Origin of the sequence: Mycobacterium sp. M26 (assembly GCF_001494595.1) — a bacterium.
Taxonomy (GTDB): Bacteria; Actinomycetota; Actinomycetes; order Mycobacteriales; family Mycobacteriaceae; genus Mycobacterium.
In genome coordinates, this window is record NZ_LN929908.1 from 1,344,537 (window position 1) to 1,363,256 (window position 18,720).

An 18,720-nucleotide genomic window follows, 5' to 3' on the forward strand; every position below is an offset into this window, starting at 1 on the left:
CCGCATGAGCAGCCCCGGGCTGGGTTCACCGACCGCGGGGCGGTCCAAGATCGTGGCGTGGGCGCTGTGGGACTTCGGTGCCGTCGGCCTGATCGCCATCGTCGCGACCTTCGTCTTCCCGGTCTATCTGACCAGCACGGTCGGCGCCGACCTCGGGGGCGATACCTCGGCGGCCAGCTGGCTGGGCAGGACGCTGACCATCGCGGGCATCACCGTGGCGGTGCTCGCGCCGCTGACCGGTGTGCTGGTGCAGGCTCCGCAGCGGCGACGGGCCGCGCTGACCCTGCTGACCATCCTGGTCGTCCTCGCGACCTGCGCCATGAGCCTCATTAAGGCCCAGCCCGCCTACTTCGCCGCCGGTCTGGCTCTGCTGGCCTTCACCACGGCCTGCACCGATATCGCCAGCGTCCCCTACAACTCGATGCTCAAGCAGCTGACCACCCCAGAGAACGCCGGCCGCATTTCCGGCCTCGGCGCCGGGGCCGCCTACCTCGGCAGCGTCGCGCTGCTGATCGTCGTCTACCTCGGCTTCATCGGCGGCACCGGACCCACCCGCGGCCTGTTCGGCATCCCCGCCGCCGACGGCCAGAACGTCCGCGCCGCGATGCTCGTCACCGCCGTCTGCTTCGCCGTCCTGGCACTCCCGCTGCTGAAAACGGCGCACACCCTCAACCCGGTCGGTGCCCCCGAGCCGGCACCCGCCAGCATTCTCGGCGGCTATCGCCAGCTGTGGCGCGACCTGAAGTCGGAGTGGAACCGGGACCGCAACCTGGTCTACTACCTGATCGTCAGCGCCGTCTTCCGGGATGGCCTGGCCGGTGTCTTCGCCTTCGGCGCCGTCCTCGGCGTCGGCGTCTACGGCGTCTCCCAGTCCGACGTCCTGATCTTCGGTGTGGTGGCCTCGACGGTCGCGGCGGTGGGCGCAGTGATCGGCGGCCACCTCGACGACCGCATCGGTGGCAAGCCGGTGATCGTCGGGGCGCTGGCCGCCATGATCGTCGTCGGCCTCACCCTGCTCAGCCTGTCCGGGCCGGCGGCCTTCTGGGCGTGCGGGCTGCTGCTATGCCTGTTCCTCGGGCCGGTGCAGTCGGCGTCGCGCACCCTGCTGCTGCGGATGGCCGGCCACGGCAAGGAGGCGGTGGCCTTCGGCCTGTTCACTATGGCCGGGCGAGCCGCGGCCTTCCTGGCGCCGTGGCTGTTCTTCGTCTTCGTCGATCTGTTCGACGCCGACCGCGCCGGACTCGGCGGTATCTGCGTGGTACTGGCCGCCGGCCTGCTCGGCATGCTGGCGGTGCGGGTTCCCCGCTAGGCCGCGCCGGTGCAGATCGTCAGACCGCGCCCGGAACGCTGCCGCACCTGAACGCCGTTGACCGTCACGCTGCACGTCACATCGCGTCCGACGTTGACCACCGCCACACTGGCCGACCCGCGGGCAGGCGAGGTCAGACTGACCTCCTTGCTCCACGGCAGCAGCACGTTGAACTCGGTCTGCATGATGCCGCCGGTGTCGACGTAGGTGACGTTGATGGCCCGGCCCTCACCGTCGACGGTGTAGACGACGGTGTCGGTGCCGGTCGGGCTGGTGGTCTCGCCGGGCAACGGCGCTGTCGGTACCGCGCTCGGCGTCGGCAGGGTGGACTGCGACGTGGTCGGCAGCGGAATCCGGGTGGTGGAGGTGGCGTTGGGGGCGGTGCTGGTGCCGGTGACCGGCGGAACCGGCACGGCGACGGTGGACTCCCGCGACGAGCTGGTGACGATGACCAGGGCGATCACCAGGCCGACGACCAGCAGCACCGCGACACCGGCCAGGATCCACAACCAGCGCGGTGACTTGGGCGGCTGCGGCGGAGGGGGAGGATCGGCGGGCGGATACCCTGCGCCGGGCTGCCAGTAGGTGGGCAGCTGCTCGGTGGGCTGTGTCGCTAGGTGGGCAGCTGCTCGGTGGGCTGTGTCGCCGGTGGCACGTACCCCGAGCCGTAGCCGTAGTACTGACCCGCGTAGGCGGGATCGGGGTTCGGCGGGTACCCGTTCCCGATCTGCTGGGTCGGGTCGGACCACTCTGTTCGGCGCGGATCGTTCATTGCCACCTCATGCCTGCAGGCTACCGACTGCCGGTAGCCCCTCGTTTCCCCCAGAAGCCCAGCACCGTGTTTACCACCGGTGGGCTGCGTGGAACGAAGTACCGGGTAACTGGGAGGTCAAGGAGGTGACGTGGAGCGCGACGTTCGTGCAACGTACGGGGCGTCGTTGTCGCCCGATGCGACGGCCTTCGCGCATCTGGTGGACGACGGCGGCTACCCGCGGGCGGTGCAGCGGTTCCTGCGCGGCAGGCACGCCAGTGCCTCGCGTGACGTCGACCTGCCCGTCGACGGTCCGGTGACCAAGGTGATGCACTCCGCCGACGGTCACTGGCTGGCGTGCGAGGTGGCCCCCGAGGGCGGCACCCGCACCCAGATCTGGGTGGTCACCACCGACCCCGACGACCGGATGGCGCGACGGATCGACCGCATGCAGACCGGTACCGCGGAGCTGATCGCCTGGGACGGGTCACGGGTGTGCGCGATCCTTACCGGGGATGACGGGGTGGGCCAGTCCACTCTGATCGACCCGGCCGATGGGACGGTGACCGTGCTGGATCGCCGCTCCGGCGGCCGGCTCATCGATGCCTGGGCGGGTTCGGCGTTGATCCGGGTAGGCCCGCGCGGCTACCGCGAACTGATCATGCTGCACGGGACCACCGAAATCGCCTTGCTCCCTTACGATCCCGGATCCAGCACCGAGCTCGGGGTGATTCTCGACGACCACGCTCCCCGCCGCCTGCGGTCCGGCCCGGACGGTGATCTCACCACGCTGTACCAGCCCGGCGAGTACGTGCGCGCACTGATCCGCAGCGACAACGGGGCCGGGTACGCCCGCCTGCTGGAGGTCACCGTCAGCCCTGATGGCGTCGCCTACCAGGTCGTCGCCGAACGTGCCGGCCACGATCTGGACGAGTTCGCCGTCAGCGACGATTTGTCCACGGTCGCTCTGCTCTGGAACATCAACGGCTGCAGTGAGTTACAGATCCTCGAGTACGCCGACTACAGCCTGAGCGACCCGATCCCGCTGCCGAACATGGTGGCCGGTGAACTGTCGATCAGCGCCGGTGGCTCGCTGGTGGCGATGACGGTCGAGGGTCCGGACATGCCTCGCACCGTCGAAGTGGTCGACCCCCGGTCGGGGGTGTGGGAGCGCATCGACCGCAGGCCCAGCACCGGTCCGGTCTCGGCCGCCCCAACTCTGCACACGCTGACCGCCCGCGACGGCAGGCAGCTGACGGGCTGGCTGTACCGCCCGCCGCCGCACGTCGAGCAGATCGGCGCGCTGATCTATCTGCACGGTGGCCCCGAAGGTCAGGCACGGCCCGGCTACAGCCAGATCTTCCCGCCACTGCTCGACGAGGGGGTGGCGGTGTTCGCGCCCAATGTGCGCGGGTCTGGTGGTTTCGGTCGGGAGTTCGCCCACGCCGACGACCGGGACAAGCGGTTCGCCGCGATCGACGACGTCGCCGACTGCGCGGGATACCTTGCCGCCGAGGGCATCGCCGACCCGGACCGGATCGCGTGCGCCGGGTGGTCCTACGGCGGGTACCTCACCATGGCGGCACTGGCATTCCATCCGGGTCTGTTCGTCGCCGGCGTCAGCATTTGCGGCATGAGCGATCTGGGCACGTTCTACCGCAACACCGAGGCCTGGATCGCGGCCGCCTCCTACGCCAAGTACGGCCATCCGGTGGCCGACCGCGAACTGCTGGAAGAACTTTCCCCGCTGCGCCGCGTTCAGTCATTGACCGCACCGTTGCTGGTGGTGCACGGCGCCAACGACACCAACGTGCCGGTCAGCGAGTCCGAGCAGATCGTCGAGGCCTTGCGGGCCCTGGGGCGCACGGCGCGCCTTCTGCTCTTCGCCGACGACGGCCACGAGATCACCCGCCGGGAGAACCACACCGTGCTGGCAGGTGCGGTGGCCGACTGGCTGAAGAGCGCTTTTGGTTCCGATGTTTAAAGAACTTTCGGACGGGTAAAACCCTGTCCGCCAAGTGGTGCGGATGATCGAGGGAGGCTCACCATGCGAGGCCGCGGAATCATAGGAGTGATCGTGGTCGTGTGGCTGCTGATCGGAGTATTCGCTACCTGGCAGCGCGGTTACTTCTCGAACAGCGAAGCCAACTGTGCAACGGCAGGGTCCATCGCATTGACCGTTGTCGCCGGACCGCTCAACTACGCCGGCGTCAATCCCACTGTGACGGACTGCAATTTGCCGCAACCCAGCCAGTAGTGGTGCGAAAGAAGTTCAGCAAGTTACGTTTTGGAGGAAACAAATGATTGTGCTCGGAGCAATCCTGCTCATCCTGGGATTCGTGCTGAAGATCCAGATTCTCTGGACCATCGGCGTCATCCTGCTCGTCATCGGCGCCGTGCTGTGGCTGCTCGGTGCCGTCGGCCGTCCGGTCGCGGGACGTCGCTACTGGTATTGACCAACCGCGCGATGATGGCGGTCGCCGGCCGTGGACAACGCGGCGACCGTCATCGCGCGCAGCACATCGCGTGAACGCCCCGGGTCGGCCGATTTGGCCGCCAGGGGCTTCATGCTGTGTGGGGTGGAGTTGAGCAGACCGAAAACCGCATGGGCCATCAGGCGTGCGTCGGACTCCTCCAGTGTGGGGTCGACTTCACGCTGCACCGCCACCCACACCTCGACATAGCTGCGCTGGGCCCGGCGCACCTGCCGTTGTGCCGAAGCCGGCAGATTGGCCATGTCGCGGTCCTGGATCCGGATCAGATCGGACTCGCCGAGGGCGAAGTCGAGGTGGAACTCGATCAATCCCGCCAACGCGTCGGCCGGAGTGCCGGCCTGAGCCACCACATCCTGCGCACCGGCCAGCAGTCGGGTGCTGATGCCGACCAGCAGTTCCACCAGCAGCGCCTCCTTGTTGGGGAAGTGCCGGTAGATCGCCGGGCCGCTGACGCCGGCCGCCGCCCCGATGTCCTCGAGTCGCACCGCGAGGAAGCCCTTCTCGGCCATCAGCCGTTCCGCGGCGGCCAGCAGTGCGGATCGGCGATCCGACTTCTGCCTGCTGCGGCGGGTTGGCGCCTCGGGCATGACCCCTCCGGGAAGCACGTCTAGACGTTTCGGTTAATCTTCACTAACCTAACACGAGTTAGTCGTCATTAACTCAATTGCGACGGGACTTCGACGATGACTTCACCGGCCGCCAACCGCGAGGCGCACACCCAGCTCGTCGGGGAGCTGCGCGCCAAGCTGGCCGCTGCCGCCCTCGGCGGCCCGGAGCGAGCCCGTGAGCGCCACGTCGCCCGCGGCAAGCTGTTGCCGCGCGAGCGGGTGGACGGTCTGCTCGACCCCGGCAGCCCTCTGCTCGAGATCGCGCCGCTGGCCGCCGACGGCATGTACGACGACGAGTGCCCGGCCGCCGGAATCATCACCGGGATCGGCCGGGTCTCGGGACGCGAATGCATGATCGTGGCCAACGACGCCACGGTGAAGGGTGGCACGTACTACCCGGTGACGGTGAAGAAACACCTGCGCGCCCAGGAGGTCGCGCTACAGAACCGGCTGCCCTGCATCTACCTGGTGGACTCCGGTGGTGCATTCCTCCCGCGCCAGGACGAGGTCTTTCCCGACCGGGACCACTTCGGCCGGATCTTCTTCAACCAAGCCACCATGAGCGCGGCCGGCATCGCCCAGATCGCCGCGGTGCTCGGATCGTGCACCGCCGGTGGCGCCTACGTGCCCGCCATGAGCGACGAGGCCGTGATCGTCCGCAATCAGGGGACGATCTTCCTCGGCGGGCCTCCACTGGTGAAGGCCGCCACCGGCGAAGTGGTCACCGCCGAGGAACTCGGTGGCGGTGACCTGCATTCCAAGACCTCCGGTGTCACCGACCATCTCGCGCACGACGATCGCGATGCGCTACGCATCGTCCGTCGCATCGTCGACACCCTCGGCCCGCGCGAGCAGCGACCGTGGGACGTGCGCGCCACTGTCGCTCCGATTGCCGATCAGCATGAGCTCTACGACGTCGTCCCGGTGGATGCCCGCGTGCCCTACGACGTGCACGAGGTCATCACCCGCATCGTCGACGGCGGCGAGTTCAGCGAGTTCAAGGCCGAGTACGGCACCACCCTGGTCACCGGCTTCGCCCACATTCACGGCCACCCGGTCGGCATCGTCGCCAACAACGGTGTGTTGTTCGGCGAATCCGCGCTCAAGGGAGCACATTTCATCGAACTGTGCGACAAGAGGATGGTGCCGCTGATCTTCCTGCAGAACATCACCGGCTTCATGGTCGGCCGCGACTACGAGGCCGGCGGCATCGCCAAGCACGGCGCCAAGATGGTGACCGCGGTGGCCTGCGCGCGGGTGCCGAAGCTGACCGTCGTCATCGGCGGCTCCTACGGTGCCGGCAACTACTCGATGTGCGGACGCGCGTATTCGCCACGCTTCCTGTGGATGTGGCCCAACGCCCGCATCTCGGTGATGGGCGGCGAACAGGCGGCCTCGGTGCTCGCCACCGTGCGCGGGGAGATGACGCCGGACGAGGAAGAGTCTTTCAAGGCCCCGATCCGGGCCCAGTACGAACACCAGGGCAACCCGTACTACTCGACCGCCCGGCTGTGGGACGACGGCGTGATCGACCCCGCTGACACCAGGACGGTTCTGGGATTGGCGCTTTCGGTCACGGCCAACGCGCCCGTCGAGCCGGTCTCCTACGGCGTCTTCAGGATGTGACGATGTTCAACCGAGTCCTTGTCGCCAACCGGGGCGAGATCGCCGTCCGGGTCATCCGCACCCTGCGGGCCATCGGCATCGAATCCGTCGCGGTCTACAGCGACGCCGATGCCGGGGCCCGGCATGTCACCGAAGCCGACGTCGCGGTCCGGATCGGGCCGCCGCCGGCCCGGCAGAGCTATCTCGATATCGACGCCGTCGTCGGGGCCGCTTTGCGCACCGGGGCGCAGGCCGTCCATCCCGGGTACGGGTTCCTTTCGGAGAACTCCGATTTCGCTGCTGCGCTGGAACGGGCGGGCCTGACGTTCATCGGGCCGCCGTCCGGGGCGATCCGGACGATGGGCGACAAGATCGCCGCGAAGGCGGCGGTCTCGGCGTTCGGGGTTCCGGTGGTCCCCGGTATCGCCCGTCCCGGCCTGACCGACGCCGACCTGATCGAGGCTGCCGGCGACATCGGCTTCCCCATTCTGGTCAAACCGTCGGCAGGAGGTGGCGGTAAGGGGATGCGCCGCGTCGATGACGCCGCCGACCTGCCTGCTGCACTGGCCGCCGCGCGCCGCGAGTCGGGTGCCGCCTTCGGTGACGACACCCTGTTCCTCGAGCGGTTCGTGTTGCGGCCCCGGCATATCGAGGTCCAGGTGCTCGCCGACACCTATGGCACCGTTCTGCATTTCGGCGAGCGGGAATGCAGCCTGCAGCGTCGCCACCAGAAGGTCATCGAGGAAGCGCCCTCGCCGCTGCTGGATCCTGCCACCCGCGCCCGCATCGGCGCCGCCGCCTGCGACACCGCCCGCAGCGTCGACTACGTCGGCGCGGGCACCGTCGAGTTCATCGTCTCCGCCGACCGCCCGGATGAGTTCTTCTTCATGGAGATGAACACCCGTCTGCAGGTCGAGCATCCGGTCACCGAACTGGTGACCGGCTGGGATCTGGTCGAGTGGCAGGTGCGGATCGCGGCGGGGGAGAAGCTCACCGCCCGCCAGGACGACATCACCATGACCGGCCATGCCATCGAAGCCCGGGTGTACGCCGAAGACCCTGCCGCCGGCTTCCTGCCCACCGGCGGCCCGGTGCTGAGCCTGCGGGAACCCACTGATGTGCGGGTGGATTCGGGCCTGTCGGTGGGGATGACCGTCGGCAGCGACTACGACCCGATGCTGTCGAAGGTGATCGCCCACGGCGCCGACCGTGCGGCCGCGCTGCGCACCCTCGACCGGGCGCTGTCCGGCACCGCCGTGCTGGGCGTCGGTACCAACATCGAGTTCCTGCGGTTCCTGCTCGCCGACGACGACGTCGCGGCGGGCCGGTTGGACACCGGGCTGATCGACCGCACCGTCTTCACCGGCGAACCTGTCGACGACCCGCTGTTCATCGCCGCCGCAGCCTATCGCTGGCTGCAGCGCTGGCCGGCCACTACGGCCGACCTGTGGGACGTCCCGTCCGGCTGGCGGGTCGGAGCCCCCGCGGCCACCAGCGTGCGGCTGCGCTCGGGTGCACGCACCGACCACGTCCACATCACCGGCACCCCCGAGGCCGCCGTCGCCCGGGTCGAAGACGGTGAAACACATTCCCTCACTGCCGAACTAGACGGTGAGACCCTGTCGGTCACCGTTGACGGTCTGCTGACCACCTACACCGTCGCGTCCGACGGGCACCAGATCTGGCTGGCCGGTCAGGGTCGCACCTTGGCACTCGACGAGGTGCGCGAGGCGCCGGTGCGGGCCGACGACGAGCACAGCGGTGACGCCGAATTGGTCAGCCCCATGCCGGGATCCGTCGTCGCCGTCAACGTCGCCCACGGCGACACCGTCAACGCCGGCACCGTCGTGGTCGTCGTCGAAGCGATGAAGATGGAACATTCGCTCACCGCTCCGGTCGACGGCGTCGTCGAACTTCTGGTCGCCGTCGGCGACCAGGTGAAGGTGGGTCAACTGCTCGCCAGGATCACAGCCACCACACAAGAGAAAGCCACATCCGATGAGTGACTTCCTGTCCACGGGAACGCTTCCCGACGAGTATCAGCAACTCGCCAAGACCGTCCGCGACTTCGCCCGCAACGTGGTCGCACCGGTGGCGGCCACCCACGACGCCGAACACACGTTCCCGTACGAGATCGTCGCCGGGATGGCCGATATGGGTCTGTTCGGTCTGCCGTTCCCCGAGGAGTACGGCGGCATGGGCGGCGACTACTTCGCGCTGTGCCTGGCGCTGGAAGAACTGGGCAAGGTCGACCAGAGCGTGGCGATCACCCTGGAGGCCGGGGTGTCGCTGGGCGCGATGCCGGTCTACCGGTTCGGCACCGGCGCGCAGAAGCAGGAATGGCTGCCGCTGCTGACGAGCGGTCAGGCGCTGGGTGCCTTCGGTCTCACCGAAGCCGGTGGTGGCACCGACGCCGGCGCCACCAAGACCACCGCGCGCCTCGACGACGGGCACTGGGTGATCAACGGCACCAAGCAGTTCATCACCAACTCGGGCACCGACATCACCAAGCTGGTCACCGTCACGGCGGTCACCGGCACCGTGGGCGACAGGCGTGAGATCTCCTCCATCCTGGTGCCCGTCCCCACCCCGGGCTTCACCGCCGAACCGGCCTACGACAAGGTCGGCTGGAACGCTTCGGACACTCACCCGCTGACCTTCGACGATGTCCGGGTCCCCGCGGAGAACCTGCTCGGTGAGCGTGGCCGCGGCTATGCGAACTTCCTGCGCATCCTCGACGAGGGCCGCATCGCGATCGCCGCGCTGTCCACCGGCGCGGCGCAGGGCTGCGTCGACGAGAGCGTCAAGTACGCCAAGGAGCGGGCCGCCTTCGGCCAGCCGATCGGCCGCTATCAGGCCATCGAATTCAAGCTCGCCCGGATGGAGGCGCGCGCACATGCCGCCCGCACCGCCTACTACGACGCGGCCGCCCTGATGCTGGCGGGCAAGCCCTTCAAGAAGGAGGCGGCGATCGCCAAGCTCGTCGCCAGCGAGGCCGCGATGGACAACGCCCGCGACGCCACCCAGATCCACGGCGGCTACGGCTTCATGAACGAGTACACGGTCGCCCGGCACTACCGGGACAGCAAGATCCTCGAAATCGGCGAAGGCACAACCGAAGTGCAGCTCATGCTGATCGCGCGGGAACTGGGTGTGGCATGAGCGAGGAGAAGATCGTCGAACAGCGCGGTCTGTGGTTCGAGGAGTTCGAACTCGGGGTGCGCTACCTGCACCGTCCGGGGCGCACCATCACCGAGGCCGACAACGTCCTGTTCACCACGCTGACCATGAACACCCAGGCGCTGCATCTGGATGCGGCGTTCTCCGATGCGCTGCCGCCGTTCCATCAGCGGCTGGTGAACTCGATGTTCACGCTGTCGACCTTGGTCGGGTTGTCGGTGGCGCAGCTGACCCAGGGCACCATTGTCGGTAACCTCGGCTTCAGCGAGATCGCCTTCCCCAAGCCGCTGTTCCACGGTGACACCCTGTACGCGGAGACCGTCATCACCGACAAGCGGGAGTCCAAGAGCCGCCCCGGTGAGGGGATCGTGACGTTCGCGCACACCGGACGCAACCAGCACGGCGACATCGTGGCGACAGCGAGCCGCAAGACGATGGTCCGCAAGAGGCCGGTCTGATGGCGCTGAACCAACCGGGGCCGGCCTGGCTGTTCTGCCCCGCCGACCGCCCTGAGCGCTTCGAAAAGGCCGCCGCTGCAGCCGATGTCGTCATCCTCGACCTCGAGGATGGTGTAGCCGCCAAGGACCGTGAGGCCGCTCGCGAGGCGTTGCTGTCCGCCCCGCTGGATCCCGGTCGCACGGTGGTGCGAGTCAACCCGTCGACCACCGCCGATCATGCCCGCGATCTGGACGCCCTGGCTCGCACGCCGTACACCACGGTGATGCTGGCCAAGACCGAGACCGCCGAGCAGGTCAGTGCGCTGGCCCCGCTGGACGTGGTGGTGCTCGTCGAGACCCCGGTCGGCGCGCTCGCCGTCACCGACACCGCCCGGGTGCCCAACGCCTATGCGGTGATGTGGGGTGCCGAGGATCTGTTCGCGGTCCTCGGTGGCACCAGCAACCGCTATCCCGACGGCACCTACCGTGAGGTGGCCCGCCATGTGCGCTCGCAGAGCCTGCTGGCGGCGAAGGCCTACGGCAAGCTCGCGCTGGACTCGGTGTTCCTCGACATCAAGAACCTCGACGGGCTGCGCGCCGAGGCCGACGACGCCGTCGCGGTGGGATTCGACGCCAAAGTGGCGATCCACCCTAGTCAGATCGCCGAGATTAGGAAGGCCTACCAACCCAGCCCCGAGCAAGTACGTTGGGCGCGACACGTATTGGAGGCGGCGCGCGATGAGCGCGGCGTGTTCCAGTACGAGGGCATAATGGTAGATGCCCCGGTGCTGCGGCGAGCAGAGCGCATCGTCCAGCTCTCGCCCGACTCTGGCCGTTAGCTGGCACCCCGCCACAATGGGATTTTGCTCTGACCCGCCTCCGCACTGAGCAGACCTGAGGTCGTGACGGCCGAACATGCCGTCCACGTGGCCACAAGGAGGCGGCATGGGTCGGTTGGTGCAACTCATCGCACCGGACGGAACCGCTACGGCGGACTCCGACTACCGGCTGCCGCCAGAAACCTTGTCGTGGCTCTACGAACACCTCGTCATCACCCGCGACCTCGACGGGGAATTCGTCAACCTGCAGCGCCAGGGTGAACTGGCGCTCTACGCCTCCTGCCGTGGTCAGGAGGCGGCGCAGGTCGGGGCGGCGGCATGCCTGCGCAAGACCGATTGGCTGTTCCCGCAATTCCGGGAACTCGGCGTCTTCCTGGTGCGCGGTATCGCGGCCGGCCAGGTCGCCGCGGTCTGGCGCGGCTCCTGGCACGGCGGGCTCGACTTCACGGCGAAATGCTGTGCCCCCATCTCGATCCCCATCGCCACCCACGCCCCGCACGCGGTCGGCGCGGCGATGGCCGCTCAGCGTCTTGGCGAGAACAGCGTGACGGTTGCCTTCATCGGCGACGGGGCGACCAGCGAGGGCGACACCCACGAGGCACTCAACCTCGCCGCGGTCGAGAACGCGCCCTGCATCTTCTTCGTCCAGAACAACCAGTGGGCCATTTCGGTTCCGGCGAGCCGGCAGTACGCCGGGCCGTCGATCGCCGAGCGGGCGCACGGGTACGGGATGCCGGGAATCATCGTGGACGGCAACGACGTCCTGGCCTGCTACCGGGTGATGAGCGAGGCCGCCGACCGGGCGCGCAATGGCGGCGGCCCGACGCTGATCGAGGCCATCACCTACCGGATGGGCCCGCACACCACCTCCGACGACGCGGCGCGCTACCGGCCCGCCGAGGAAGTGGCGCTGTGGGCCCAGCGCGACCCGATTGCGCGCTTCCGCACCTATCTGGACAACCTCGGCCTGCTCGACGACCGGCTGGAGCATCGGGTGGCTGCCCGCTCGGAGCGGCTGCGCGCAGAGCTACGGGCGGCGGTGATCGATACCCCCGACCCCGATGTGGGTGAGTTGTTCGATGTCGTTTACGCCGAGACCACACCACTACTGGCCGCCCAGCGTGAGCAACTGCTGGCCGAGATCGCGAAGGAGGTGTGAGATGACCCAGATCATCGAGCCACCGGCCCTGATGAGCAGTCTGCCGGAGGTCACCACTCTGACCATGGCACAGGCGATCAACCGCGCACTACACGACGCGATGGCCGCCGACGACCGGGTGCTGGTGTTCGGCGAGGACGTGGCCCAGCTCGGCGGCGTCTTCCGCATCACTGAGGGGTTGACCGAAACATTCGGCACGCAGCGCTGTTTCGACACCCCGCTCGCCGAGTCCGCCATCATCGGGATGTCCATCGGGCTGGCGATCCGCGGGTTCGTACCCGTTCCGGAGATCCAGTTCGACGGGTTCTCCTACCCGGCCTTCGACCAGGTCGTCAGCCATCTGGCCAAGTACCGGACCCGCACCCGCGGCCAGGTGGATATGCCGGTGACGGTGCGCATCCCGTCCTTCGGCGGTATCGGCGCGGTCGAACACCACTCGGAGTCCACCGAGACATACTGGGCCCACACCGCCGGCCTGAAAGTCGTTGTCCCGGCCACCCCGTCGGACGCGTACTGGCTTCTGCGCCATGCCATCTCCTCCCGCGATCCGGTCATCTACCTGGAACCCAAACGTCGTTACTGGGCGCGCGAGGCCGTCGACCTCATCGAACCGGCACCGCCGATCGGTCGCGCGGTGGTGCGCCGCACGGGCAACGACGTCACGGTGCTCACCTACGGCGGGCTGGTCGCCACCGCGCTGGGGGCGGCCGATATCGCCGAGTACGACCTCGAAGTGATCGACCTTCGCTCGTTGAACCCGTTGGACTTCGACACGGTGGCCGCCTCGGTGACCAAGACGGGCCGGGCGGTGGTTATGCACGAAGGCCCACGCACGCTCGGGTTCGGCGCCGAACTCGCCGCGCGCATCTCCGAGGAACTCTTCTACGACCTGGAATCCCCGGTGTTGCGGGCCACCGGATTCGACACCCCGTACCCACCGGCCCGGCTGGAGAAGGTCTGGCTGCCCGGGGTCGACCGGCTGCTGGACTGCGTTGAGAAAGCGATGCGACGGCCATGAGCGATTTCCTGGTGCCCGACCTCGGTGAAGGTCTGCTGGACGCCACGATCACGTCCTGGGCCGTGTCGGTGGGCGATGTCGTCGAACTCAACCAGATCCTGTGCACGGTGGAGACCAACAAGGCTGAGGTCGAAATCCCGAGTCCCTACTCGGGCCGCATTGTCGCGCTGGGCGGGGCTGAAGGCGAAACCCTCGCAGTGGGAACGCTGTTGGTGCGTATCGATACCGGTGCGCCGGAACCGCGCACACCGGTTCTCGTCGGCTACGGCACCGACAACGGTCTGGACCGCAGCCGGCGGGCGCGGGCCGCGCCGAAGGTGCGCAAGCTCGCGGCCGAGCTGTCCGTCGATCTCGACAGTCTGGCGCCGGGATCCGGCACCGGCGGCATCGTCACCCGCGACGATGTCGAAGCCGCCGCGAGCACCGACACGATCGCGGTGCAGGGCGTCCGGGCCCGGATGGCGACTCAGATGTCGCTGTCGCGCAGCCGAATCCCCGATGCGCACGCCAGCGTGCAGGTGGACTGCACGGCACTGCTGCGGCTACGCGACCAGCTGGGCGTCACCCCGTTCGTGCTGACGCTGCGGATGCTCCTGATCGCACTGGGCCGACATTCCCTGCTGAACTCCACCTGGGTGGAAGGCCAAGGTGCCCCGCAGATCCGGATGAATCCCGACGTGCGACTCGGTGTCGCGGTCGCCACCGATCGCGGGCTCGTCGTTCCGGTGATCGGGGCAGCGAACACCCTCACCACCCGCCAACTCGCCACTGCAGTGGACGTGCTTGTCGACAAGGCCCGAGCGGGGGCGCTGAGTCCCGGCGAACTGGGCAACTCGACCTTCACCGTGTCGAACTTCGGCGCCCTCGGCCTTGATGACGGGGTGCCCGTCATCAACTATCCCGAGGCGGCCATCCTCGGCATGGGCTCGTTGCGGCCACGCGCCGTCGTGGTCGACGATGCGGTGGTGGCCCGGCCGACGATGTCACTGACGTGCGCGTTCGATCACCGGGTGGCCGACGGCGCACAGGTCGCGGCGTTCCTCACCGACCTGCGGGGCCTGATCGAGGCGCCGGAGACCGCTCTGTTGGACTGTTAGGCCTGCGGATAGGGCCAGTAGCGCTTGCTGTAGCCGATTTGGCGCGCGGCGATCTGGGCGGCCCGGTCATACGGGTATGCAGGCAGATTCAGTTGGCTGATGGGGACGACGACAGAGCTGACGGTCGGGTCGGTGGTGCTGTTCGGGTCGAAGTCCTGGAAGCGAATCGCCATGGTGCCCTGGTTGAGTCCACGGGTGGACACCCAGTTGGCAAATCCCGGATCGGTCGGTGAGACCACGATCGTGTAGGTCCCGTCGGGGTTGGCGACGGCCTGGCTGACGTTCATGCTCGTCTGCTCGTCCCAGTAGTTGTTGGTGATGGTCCAGTCGTTGGTGACGGGCACGCTGAAGTACCGCGCCTTGCCCGGATCGATCGTGAGAACCAGTGCCTCGTCGTCGGCGAGTTGGAAGTACCCGGTGCTCTGCACTTGCGTTGCCAGGAAAGAGGCTTGGCTGGACGGGTCAGTGAACACGTTGGCCTGTTTGGGCTGGCCTGTGACCGGGTCAGTGGTGGCCAGCGACATGTAGGTGTTCTCGCCGCTGATGCCCAGCAGCAGCATGATTGTGGCGGCCTCCACCGACTGCAGGAGGCGCGGTGCGGGCAGCGGCGGGATGAGCGAAACCAGCTGCGTCAACAGGGGGTTCGACGACACCAGGGGTCCGATGCCCGGAATGGCGAACCCGCCGATCTGGCTGAAGAAGCTGTCCGGCGGTCCGCTGACCCGCAGGATGGACAGGCTCATCGGCTCCTCGTTGTTCCAGTCCGCCAACGTGTTTCGAGTCGTGATCAGAGTCGTGCCGGGCGGCAGGTACAGGTGGTTGGTCTGGCCGGGAGCGGTCGGGGTGGAGTCCACGGTGATAGTGAACGAACCATCGGCGTTGAGTACCAGATCCTTGCCGTTGATGTTGTCGGCGGTGGTCCCGCTCAGACCGGTCAGGACACTGAAGTTGGTGTCGGCGGGCAGTGACCCGTCGAACCGTCCGGTGATGACGTACTTGGAGGCGGTGTTCACCCCGACGAAGCGGTAGATCGTGTCCGGGTTGTCGTACCAGATCCGCGCCCCGGAGAAGCTCTGCAGATACCAGCTATGTGGTGGATTGACTTGCTGCAGGATCTGCGGGCTGTTCGAATTCAGCAGCAGCACCTCGATGGCCGCCTGATTCGCGTACTCCGTCACCGCCTGGTCGAGCTGGGCCAGGTTGGCCGCGTCCGGCCCACCCACTGCGGCGAAGTTCTTCTGACCCAACAGCCACCAGCCCGCCTTGAGCACCACCTTGGCCAGCTGCATGATCGGTGAGTTCGCGATCTGCGTCACGAGCCGCTCAGCGGCGAGCTGGTCTGCGGTGGCGAGCACGCTTGACGGTAGCGCGCTGCCCGGGTTCTGCAACACGGTGACCTGCTGGGTGGCGGTCGCTCCGCCGTCGGGCGCGAAAAGCGTTGACAAACCGTGCCAGTGCGGTGCATTGCCGGGCCGGTCGTCGGCCACCACGGTGAAGGTGTCGGTGCCGCCGAGTGTGACGAAGTCAGGGTCGGGGGAGTAGGTGAAGGTGCCGTCGGCATGGACCTCGACGGTGCCACGCTGGGCGCCGCTGACCGTGTAGGTCAGTGCGTAGCCATTGGCCTGAGAGGCATTGAGGGTTCCGGTGATGACGCCATCTGCCGCTTGTACGTTCTGCGCGGCGTTATAGGCCAGAACCGGCGTCTGGGCGAAGAAGGTGTTGCTGATGCTCGGCGTGGGTTGGGTGGTGACCTGAGCCTGCTCGACCTCCCGGCGGGCGTAGCCGATCATCTCGGTGAGGCTCGCCGTGGTCCGCGGGACGACCGGCCGGCGGGGGCTGGCCACCGTGGCGCGGGGCCGGGCCGTCACCTTCATCACCTGGGTGCGCTTCGACGTGGTTTGGGTGGCCGACGCCTTGGTGGAGTGGCGCGCCGAGTGCGCCGTGGAGCCTCCGGTGTCGGCGGCGGCGACGGCCGTGCCGTTCGCGACGGCGACCCCGATTCCGAGGGCGACGGCAAGCGCCCCCACACGTCCGACGTAGCAGGAACATCGGCTAGGTGTGGTCTGCGTCACAAGATGCAATGTAAAGGACGGCCTGGCTCCGTCGGCCCAAATTGTCACAGGGACGACCTAGTATCGCACATATGTTCGAATCACTGATGGAGTTCGACCCCAGTACCGAGGAATCGGTGCTGGTGGAGCGCATTGCTGCGCTGGAGCGGCTGAAGGCCGCTGCGGCAGCGGGGCAGGCACGGTTGGCGGTGGCATTGGACACCAGTCGCCGTTGTGCGGAGGCGGCGGCCGGGGTGCCGGCCGCCCGACGCGGCAAGGGTGTGGGCGCCGAGGTGGCGTTGGCGCGCCGGGATTCCCCGGCCCGCGGTGGTCGTCATCTCGGGCTGGCCAAAGCGTTGGTTCACGAGATGCCCCACACTCTGGCGGCGTTGGAGGCCGGGGTGCTTTCCGAGTGGCGGGCCACCCTGCTGGTGCGCGAATCGGCCTGTCTGGACGTGGCGGATCGCCGGCGCCTGGACGAGGAACTCTGCGCCGACCAATCCCGGCTCGACGGCATCGGTGACGCCGCGCTGGTGGCGGCCGCCAAGGCCGTTGCCTACCGGCTCGACCCCCGGGCGGTGGTCGAGCGGGCCGCGAAAGCACCCGCCGATCGGCGGGTCACCCACGATCCGGCCCGCCCCGGACACCATGACGTATCTGACTGCGCTGCTGCCGGTCGCCCAAGGGGTCGCGGTTTACGCGTCGCTCAAGCACCAGGCTGACACCTGCTTCGATGGCCGCTCCCGCGGGCAGGTCATGGCCGACGCGTTGGTAGAGCGCGTGACCGGGCGTCCCGCCGACGTCCCGGTGCCGGTGGCGGTCAACGTGGTGATCTCCGATCAAGCACTGCTCGGGGTACACCAGGACGCGGCGGTGATCGCTGGCTACGGCCCCGTGCCTTCGGCGGTGGCGCAGCACATGATCCGCGACGCGGTCAGTGACGCGCGGTCGCGGGCCGCGTTGCGGCGGCTGTATGCCCGACCCGATAGCGGAGCGCTGGTGGCCATGGACGCCCGCACCCGGCGCTTCCCGAAAGGTCTGGCGACGTTCATCGCGCTGCGCGATCAACGGTGCCGCACCCCCTATTGCGACGCCCCGATCCGCCACTTCGACCACGCCACCCCGCACCACGCCGGCGGCGCCACCAGCGCCGCCAACGGGCAGGGGCTCTGCGAGGCCTGCAACTACATCAAGGAAAGCCCGGGCTGGACCGTCACTGCCGGGATCGATGAAAAGGGAAGGCATTCAACGCGACTCACCACACCTACGGGTAGCAGCCACCGGTCGATGGCACCTTCGGCGCCGGGGACACCGTCGGGTGAGGCTGCTGACGTCGAGGCTGCCGCGTAGGTCACCTCTGCTGAGCAGCCGCCAGTCGGGCCTTGAACTCCGGGGATTCGATCGAGGTGGCCTGCGGCCCGAGCTCGATGTCCTTGGCCGCCTCGTGGTGCGCGGTGTCCAGGAAGCCGGGGATCGCGGTGGCGCGCATCGAGGCCTTGGTCGCCAGGACCACCTCGCGCGGTGCGGCTGCCGGTCCCGTGGCGAGCTCAAGCGCGGCCGCCACCGGATCGTCGGCGACCTCGAGGGCCAGTCCGTGGCGGACGGCGGTCTCGGCGTCGAACCGCATCCCGAACAGCAGCGCGGCGCGGGCCACCTGCGGCCCGACCGCCCGCTGCAGCATCCAGGTCGCTCCGCCGCCGGGATGGATGCCGAGCTTCTGGAACCGCGGATCGAACAGTGCGTGTGGTCCGGCGATCCGGACATCGGCGGCCAGCGCCAGATTGAGGCCCGCGCCCACCGCCGCACCGTTCACCGCGGCGATGGTCGGCAGCGTGCATCGTCCGACGGCCATGAACCCGGCATAGATGCGTTCGAGGCCCTCGCGCGCCGCCGCGCCGAGTGCCGACAGGTCGGCGCCGGCGCAGAACGCCTTACCGGCACCCGTGACCACCACGGCATGTGCCTCGGCTTCGGCGGCTTCGACGGCCTCCTTCAGCTGCTGAGACATCGCGTCGGTGACCGCGTTTCGCCGGTCCGGATCATTGACGGTGATCAGCGCGACACGGTCGCGCACCTCATAAAGCACCAGGTCAGGCATTGCGCACCTCCACGAAGCCGAGGCTAGCAGTTAGGGTCGTCTCACTATGGGGGCACCGGGCGCACATCGCGTA

17 protein-coding genes and 1 pseudogene are annotated in these 18,720 nt (G+C 68.2%); 13 read left to right on the forward strand and 5 right to left on the reverse strand.

Annotated features, from left to right (window positions below; all coding sequences use genetic code 11):
* The first annotated feature begins 4 nt into the window (after positions 1-4).
* Positions 5-1,309 carry an MFS transporter gene (locus BN3385_RS15710; RefSeq protein ID WP_059017908.1) on the forward strand — a complete coding sequence of 435 codons (1,305 nt, stop codon included), beginning with the start codon at positions 5-7 and terminating at the stop codon, positions 1,307-1,309.
* Here BN3385_RS15710 and BN3385_RS15715 read toward each other — a convergent pair.
* Both BN3385_RS15715 and BN3385_RS29340 read right to left on the reverse strand, forming a co-directional pair.
* The gene (locus BN3385_RS15715) at positions 1,306-1,818 is read right to left on the reverse strand and encodes an MmpS family transport accessory protein (RefSeq protein ID WP_353612228.1); all 513 of its coding nucleotides are present in this window, start codon (positions 1,816-1,818) and stop codon (positions 1,306-1,308) included. The two genes, BN3385_RS15710 and BN3385_RS15715, sit on opposite strands and share 4 nt — an antisense overlap.
* Positions 1,819-1,922: 104 nt before the next feature.
* A complete protein-coding gene (locus BN3385_RS29340; RefSeq protein ID WP_353612229.1) occupies positions 1,923-2,081 on the reverse strand; it encodes a hypothetical protein in 159 nt (52 codons plus the stop codon).
* A gap of 130 nt (positions 2,082-2,211) precedes the next feature.
* On the opposite strand from BN3385_RS29340, the gene BN3385_RS15720 reads away from it, so the two are divergent.
* From BN3385_RS15720 to BN3385_RS28660, 3 genes are all read left to right on the forward strand, one after another.
* Positions 2,212-4,044 carry an alpha/beta hydrolase family protein gene (locus BN3385_RS15720; protein ID WP_059017910.1) on the forward strand — a complete coding sequence of 611 codons (1,833 nt, stop codon included), beginning with the start codon at positions 2,212-2,214 and terminating at the stop codon, positions 4,042-4,044.
* Positions 4,045-4,107: 63 nt separating this feature from the next.
* Positions 4,108-4,317 (forward strand): hypothetical protein, encoded by a 210-nt coding sequence (locus BN3385_RS15725; RefSeq protein WP_059017912.1) that lies wholly within the window; start codon positions 4,108-4,110, stop codon positions 4,315-4,317.
* A gap of 43 nt (positions 4,318-4,360) precedes the next feature.
* Entirely contained in the window at positions 4,361-4,516 is a 156-nt protein-coding gene (locus BN3385_RS28660; RefSeq protein WP_170313125.1) for a DUF6131 family protein, read from the forward strand.
* Here the strand turns inward: BN3385_RS28660 and BN3385_RS15730 are convergent.
* Positions 4,504-5,142, reverse strand: a complete 639-nt coding sequence (locus BN3385_RS15730) for an SACE_7040 family transcriptional regulator (protein WP_059017914.1) — start codon at positions 5,140-5,142, stop codon at positions 4,504-4,506. The two genes, BN3385_RS28660 and BN3385_RS15730, sit on opposite strands and share 13 nt — an antisense overlap.
* 96 nt (positions 5,143-5,238) lie before the next feature.
* Here BN3385_RS15730 and BN3385_RS15735 point away from each other — a divergent pair, with 96 nt between their 5' ends.
* The 8 genes from BN3385_RS15735 to BN3385_RS15770 all read left to right on the forward strand — a co-directional run bounded on the left by BN3385_RS15735 (position 5,239) and on the right by BN3385_RS15770 (position 14,498).
* Positions 5,239-6,789, forward strand: coding sequence for a carboxyl transferase domain-containing protein (locus tag BN3385_RS15735; RefSeq protein ID WP_059017917.1), 1,551 nt, complete (start codon positions 5,239-5,241; stop codon positions 6,787-6,789).
* Positions 6,790-6,791: 2 nt separating this feature from the next.
* Positions 6,792-8,774, forward strand: coding sequence for an acetyl-CoA carboxylase biotin carboxylase subunit (locus tag BN3385_RS15740; RefSeq protein WP_059017919.1), 1,983 nt, complete (start codon positions 6,792-6,794; stop codon positions 8,772-8,774).
* A complete protein-coding gene (locus BN3385_RS15745; protein WP_059017921.1) occupies positions 8,767-9,930 on the forward strand; it encodes an acyl-CoA dehydrogenase family protein in 1,164 nt (387 codons plus the stop codon). The genes BN3385_RS15740 and BN3385_RS15745 overlap by 8 nt, the downstream gene beginning before the upstream one ends.
* A complete protein-coding gene (locus tag BN3385_RS15750) occupies positions 9,927-10,406 on the forward strand; it encodes a MaoC family dehydratase (RefSeq protein ID WP_059017923.1) in 480 nt (159 codons plus the stop codon). The genes BN3385_RS15745 and BN3385_RS15750 overlap by 4 nt, the downstream gene beginning before the upstream one ends.
* Positions 10,406-11,224, forward strand: coding sequence for an HpcH/HpaI aldolase/citrate lyase family protein (locus BN3385_RS15755; protein WP_059017926.1), 819 nt, complete (start codon positions 10,406-10,408; stop codon positions 11,222-11,224). Before BN3385_RS15750 ends, BN3385_RS15755 begins: the two co-directional genes overlap by 1 nt.
* A gap of 106 nt (positions 11,225-11,330) precedes the next feature.
* Positions 11,331-12,383: a pyruvate dehydrogenase (acetyl-transferring) E1 component subunit alpha gene (gene pdhA / locus BN3385_RS15760; protein ID WP_082690497.1), complete on the forward strand. Its 1,053-nt coding sequence runs from the start codon at positions 11,331-11,333 to the stop codon at positions 12,381-12,383.
* Between the two features lies 1 nt (position 12,384).
* Positions 12,385-13,401, forward strand: coding sequence for an alpha-ketoacid dehydrogenase subunit beta (locus BN3385_RS15765; protein WP_059017930.1), 1,017 nt, complete (start codon positions 12,385-12,387; stop codon positions 13,399-13,401).
* Positions 13,398-14,498 (forward strand): dihydrolipoamide acetyltransferase family protein, encoded by a 1,101-nt coding sequence (locus BN3385_RS15770; protein ID WP_059017931.1) that lies wholly within the window; start codon positions 13,398-13,400, stop codon positions 14,496-14,498. Before BN3385_RS15765 ends, BN3385_RS15770 begins: the two co-directional genes overlap by 4 nt.
* Here BN3385_RS15770 and BN3385_RS15775 read toward each other — a convergent pair.
* Complete coding sequence (locus tag BN3385_RS15775) at positions 14,495-16,525, reverse strand: Ig-like domain-containing protein (RefSeq protein WP_059017933.1); 2,031 nt, start codon at positions 16,523-16,525, stop codon at positions 14,495-14,497. The two genes, BN3385_RS15770 and BN3385_RS15775, sit on opposite strands and share 4 nt — an antisense overlap.
* Before the next feature lie 116 nt (positions 16,526-16,641).
* On the opposite strand from BN3385_RS15775, the pseudogene BN3385_RS15780 reads away from it, so the two are divergent.
* Positions 16,642-17,899: pseudogene (locus BN3385_RS15780) on the forward strand (HNH endonuclease).
* A 1-nt stretch (position 17,900) separates the two neighbouring features.
* Here the strand turns inward: BN3385_RS15780 and BN3385_RS15785 are convergent.
* Positions 17,901-18,647 carry an enoyl-CoA hydratase gene (locus BN3385_RS15785; protein WP_059017935.1) on the reverse strand — a complete coding sequence of 249 codons (747 nt, stop codon included), beginning with the start codon at positions 18,645-18,647 and terminating at the stop codon, positions 17,901-17,903.
* Positions 18,648-18,720: the final 73 nt, after the last annotated feature.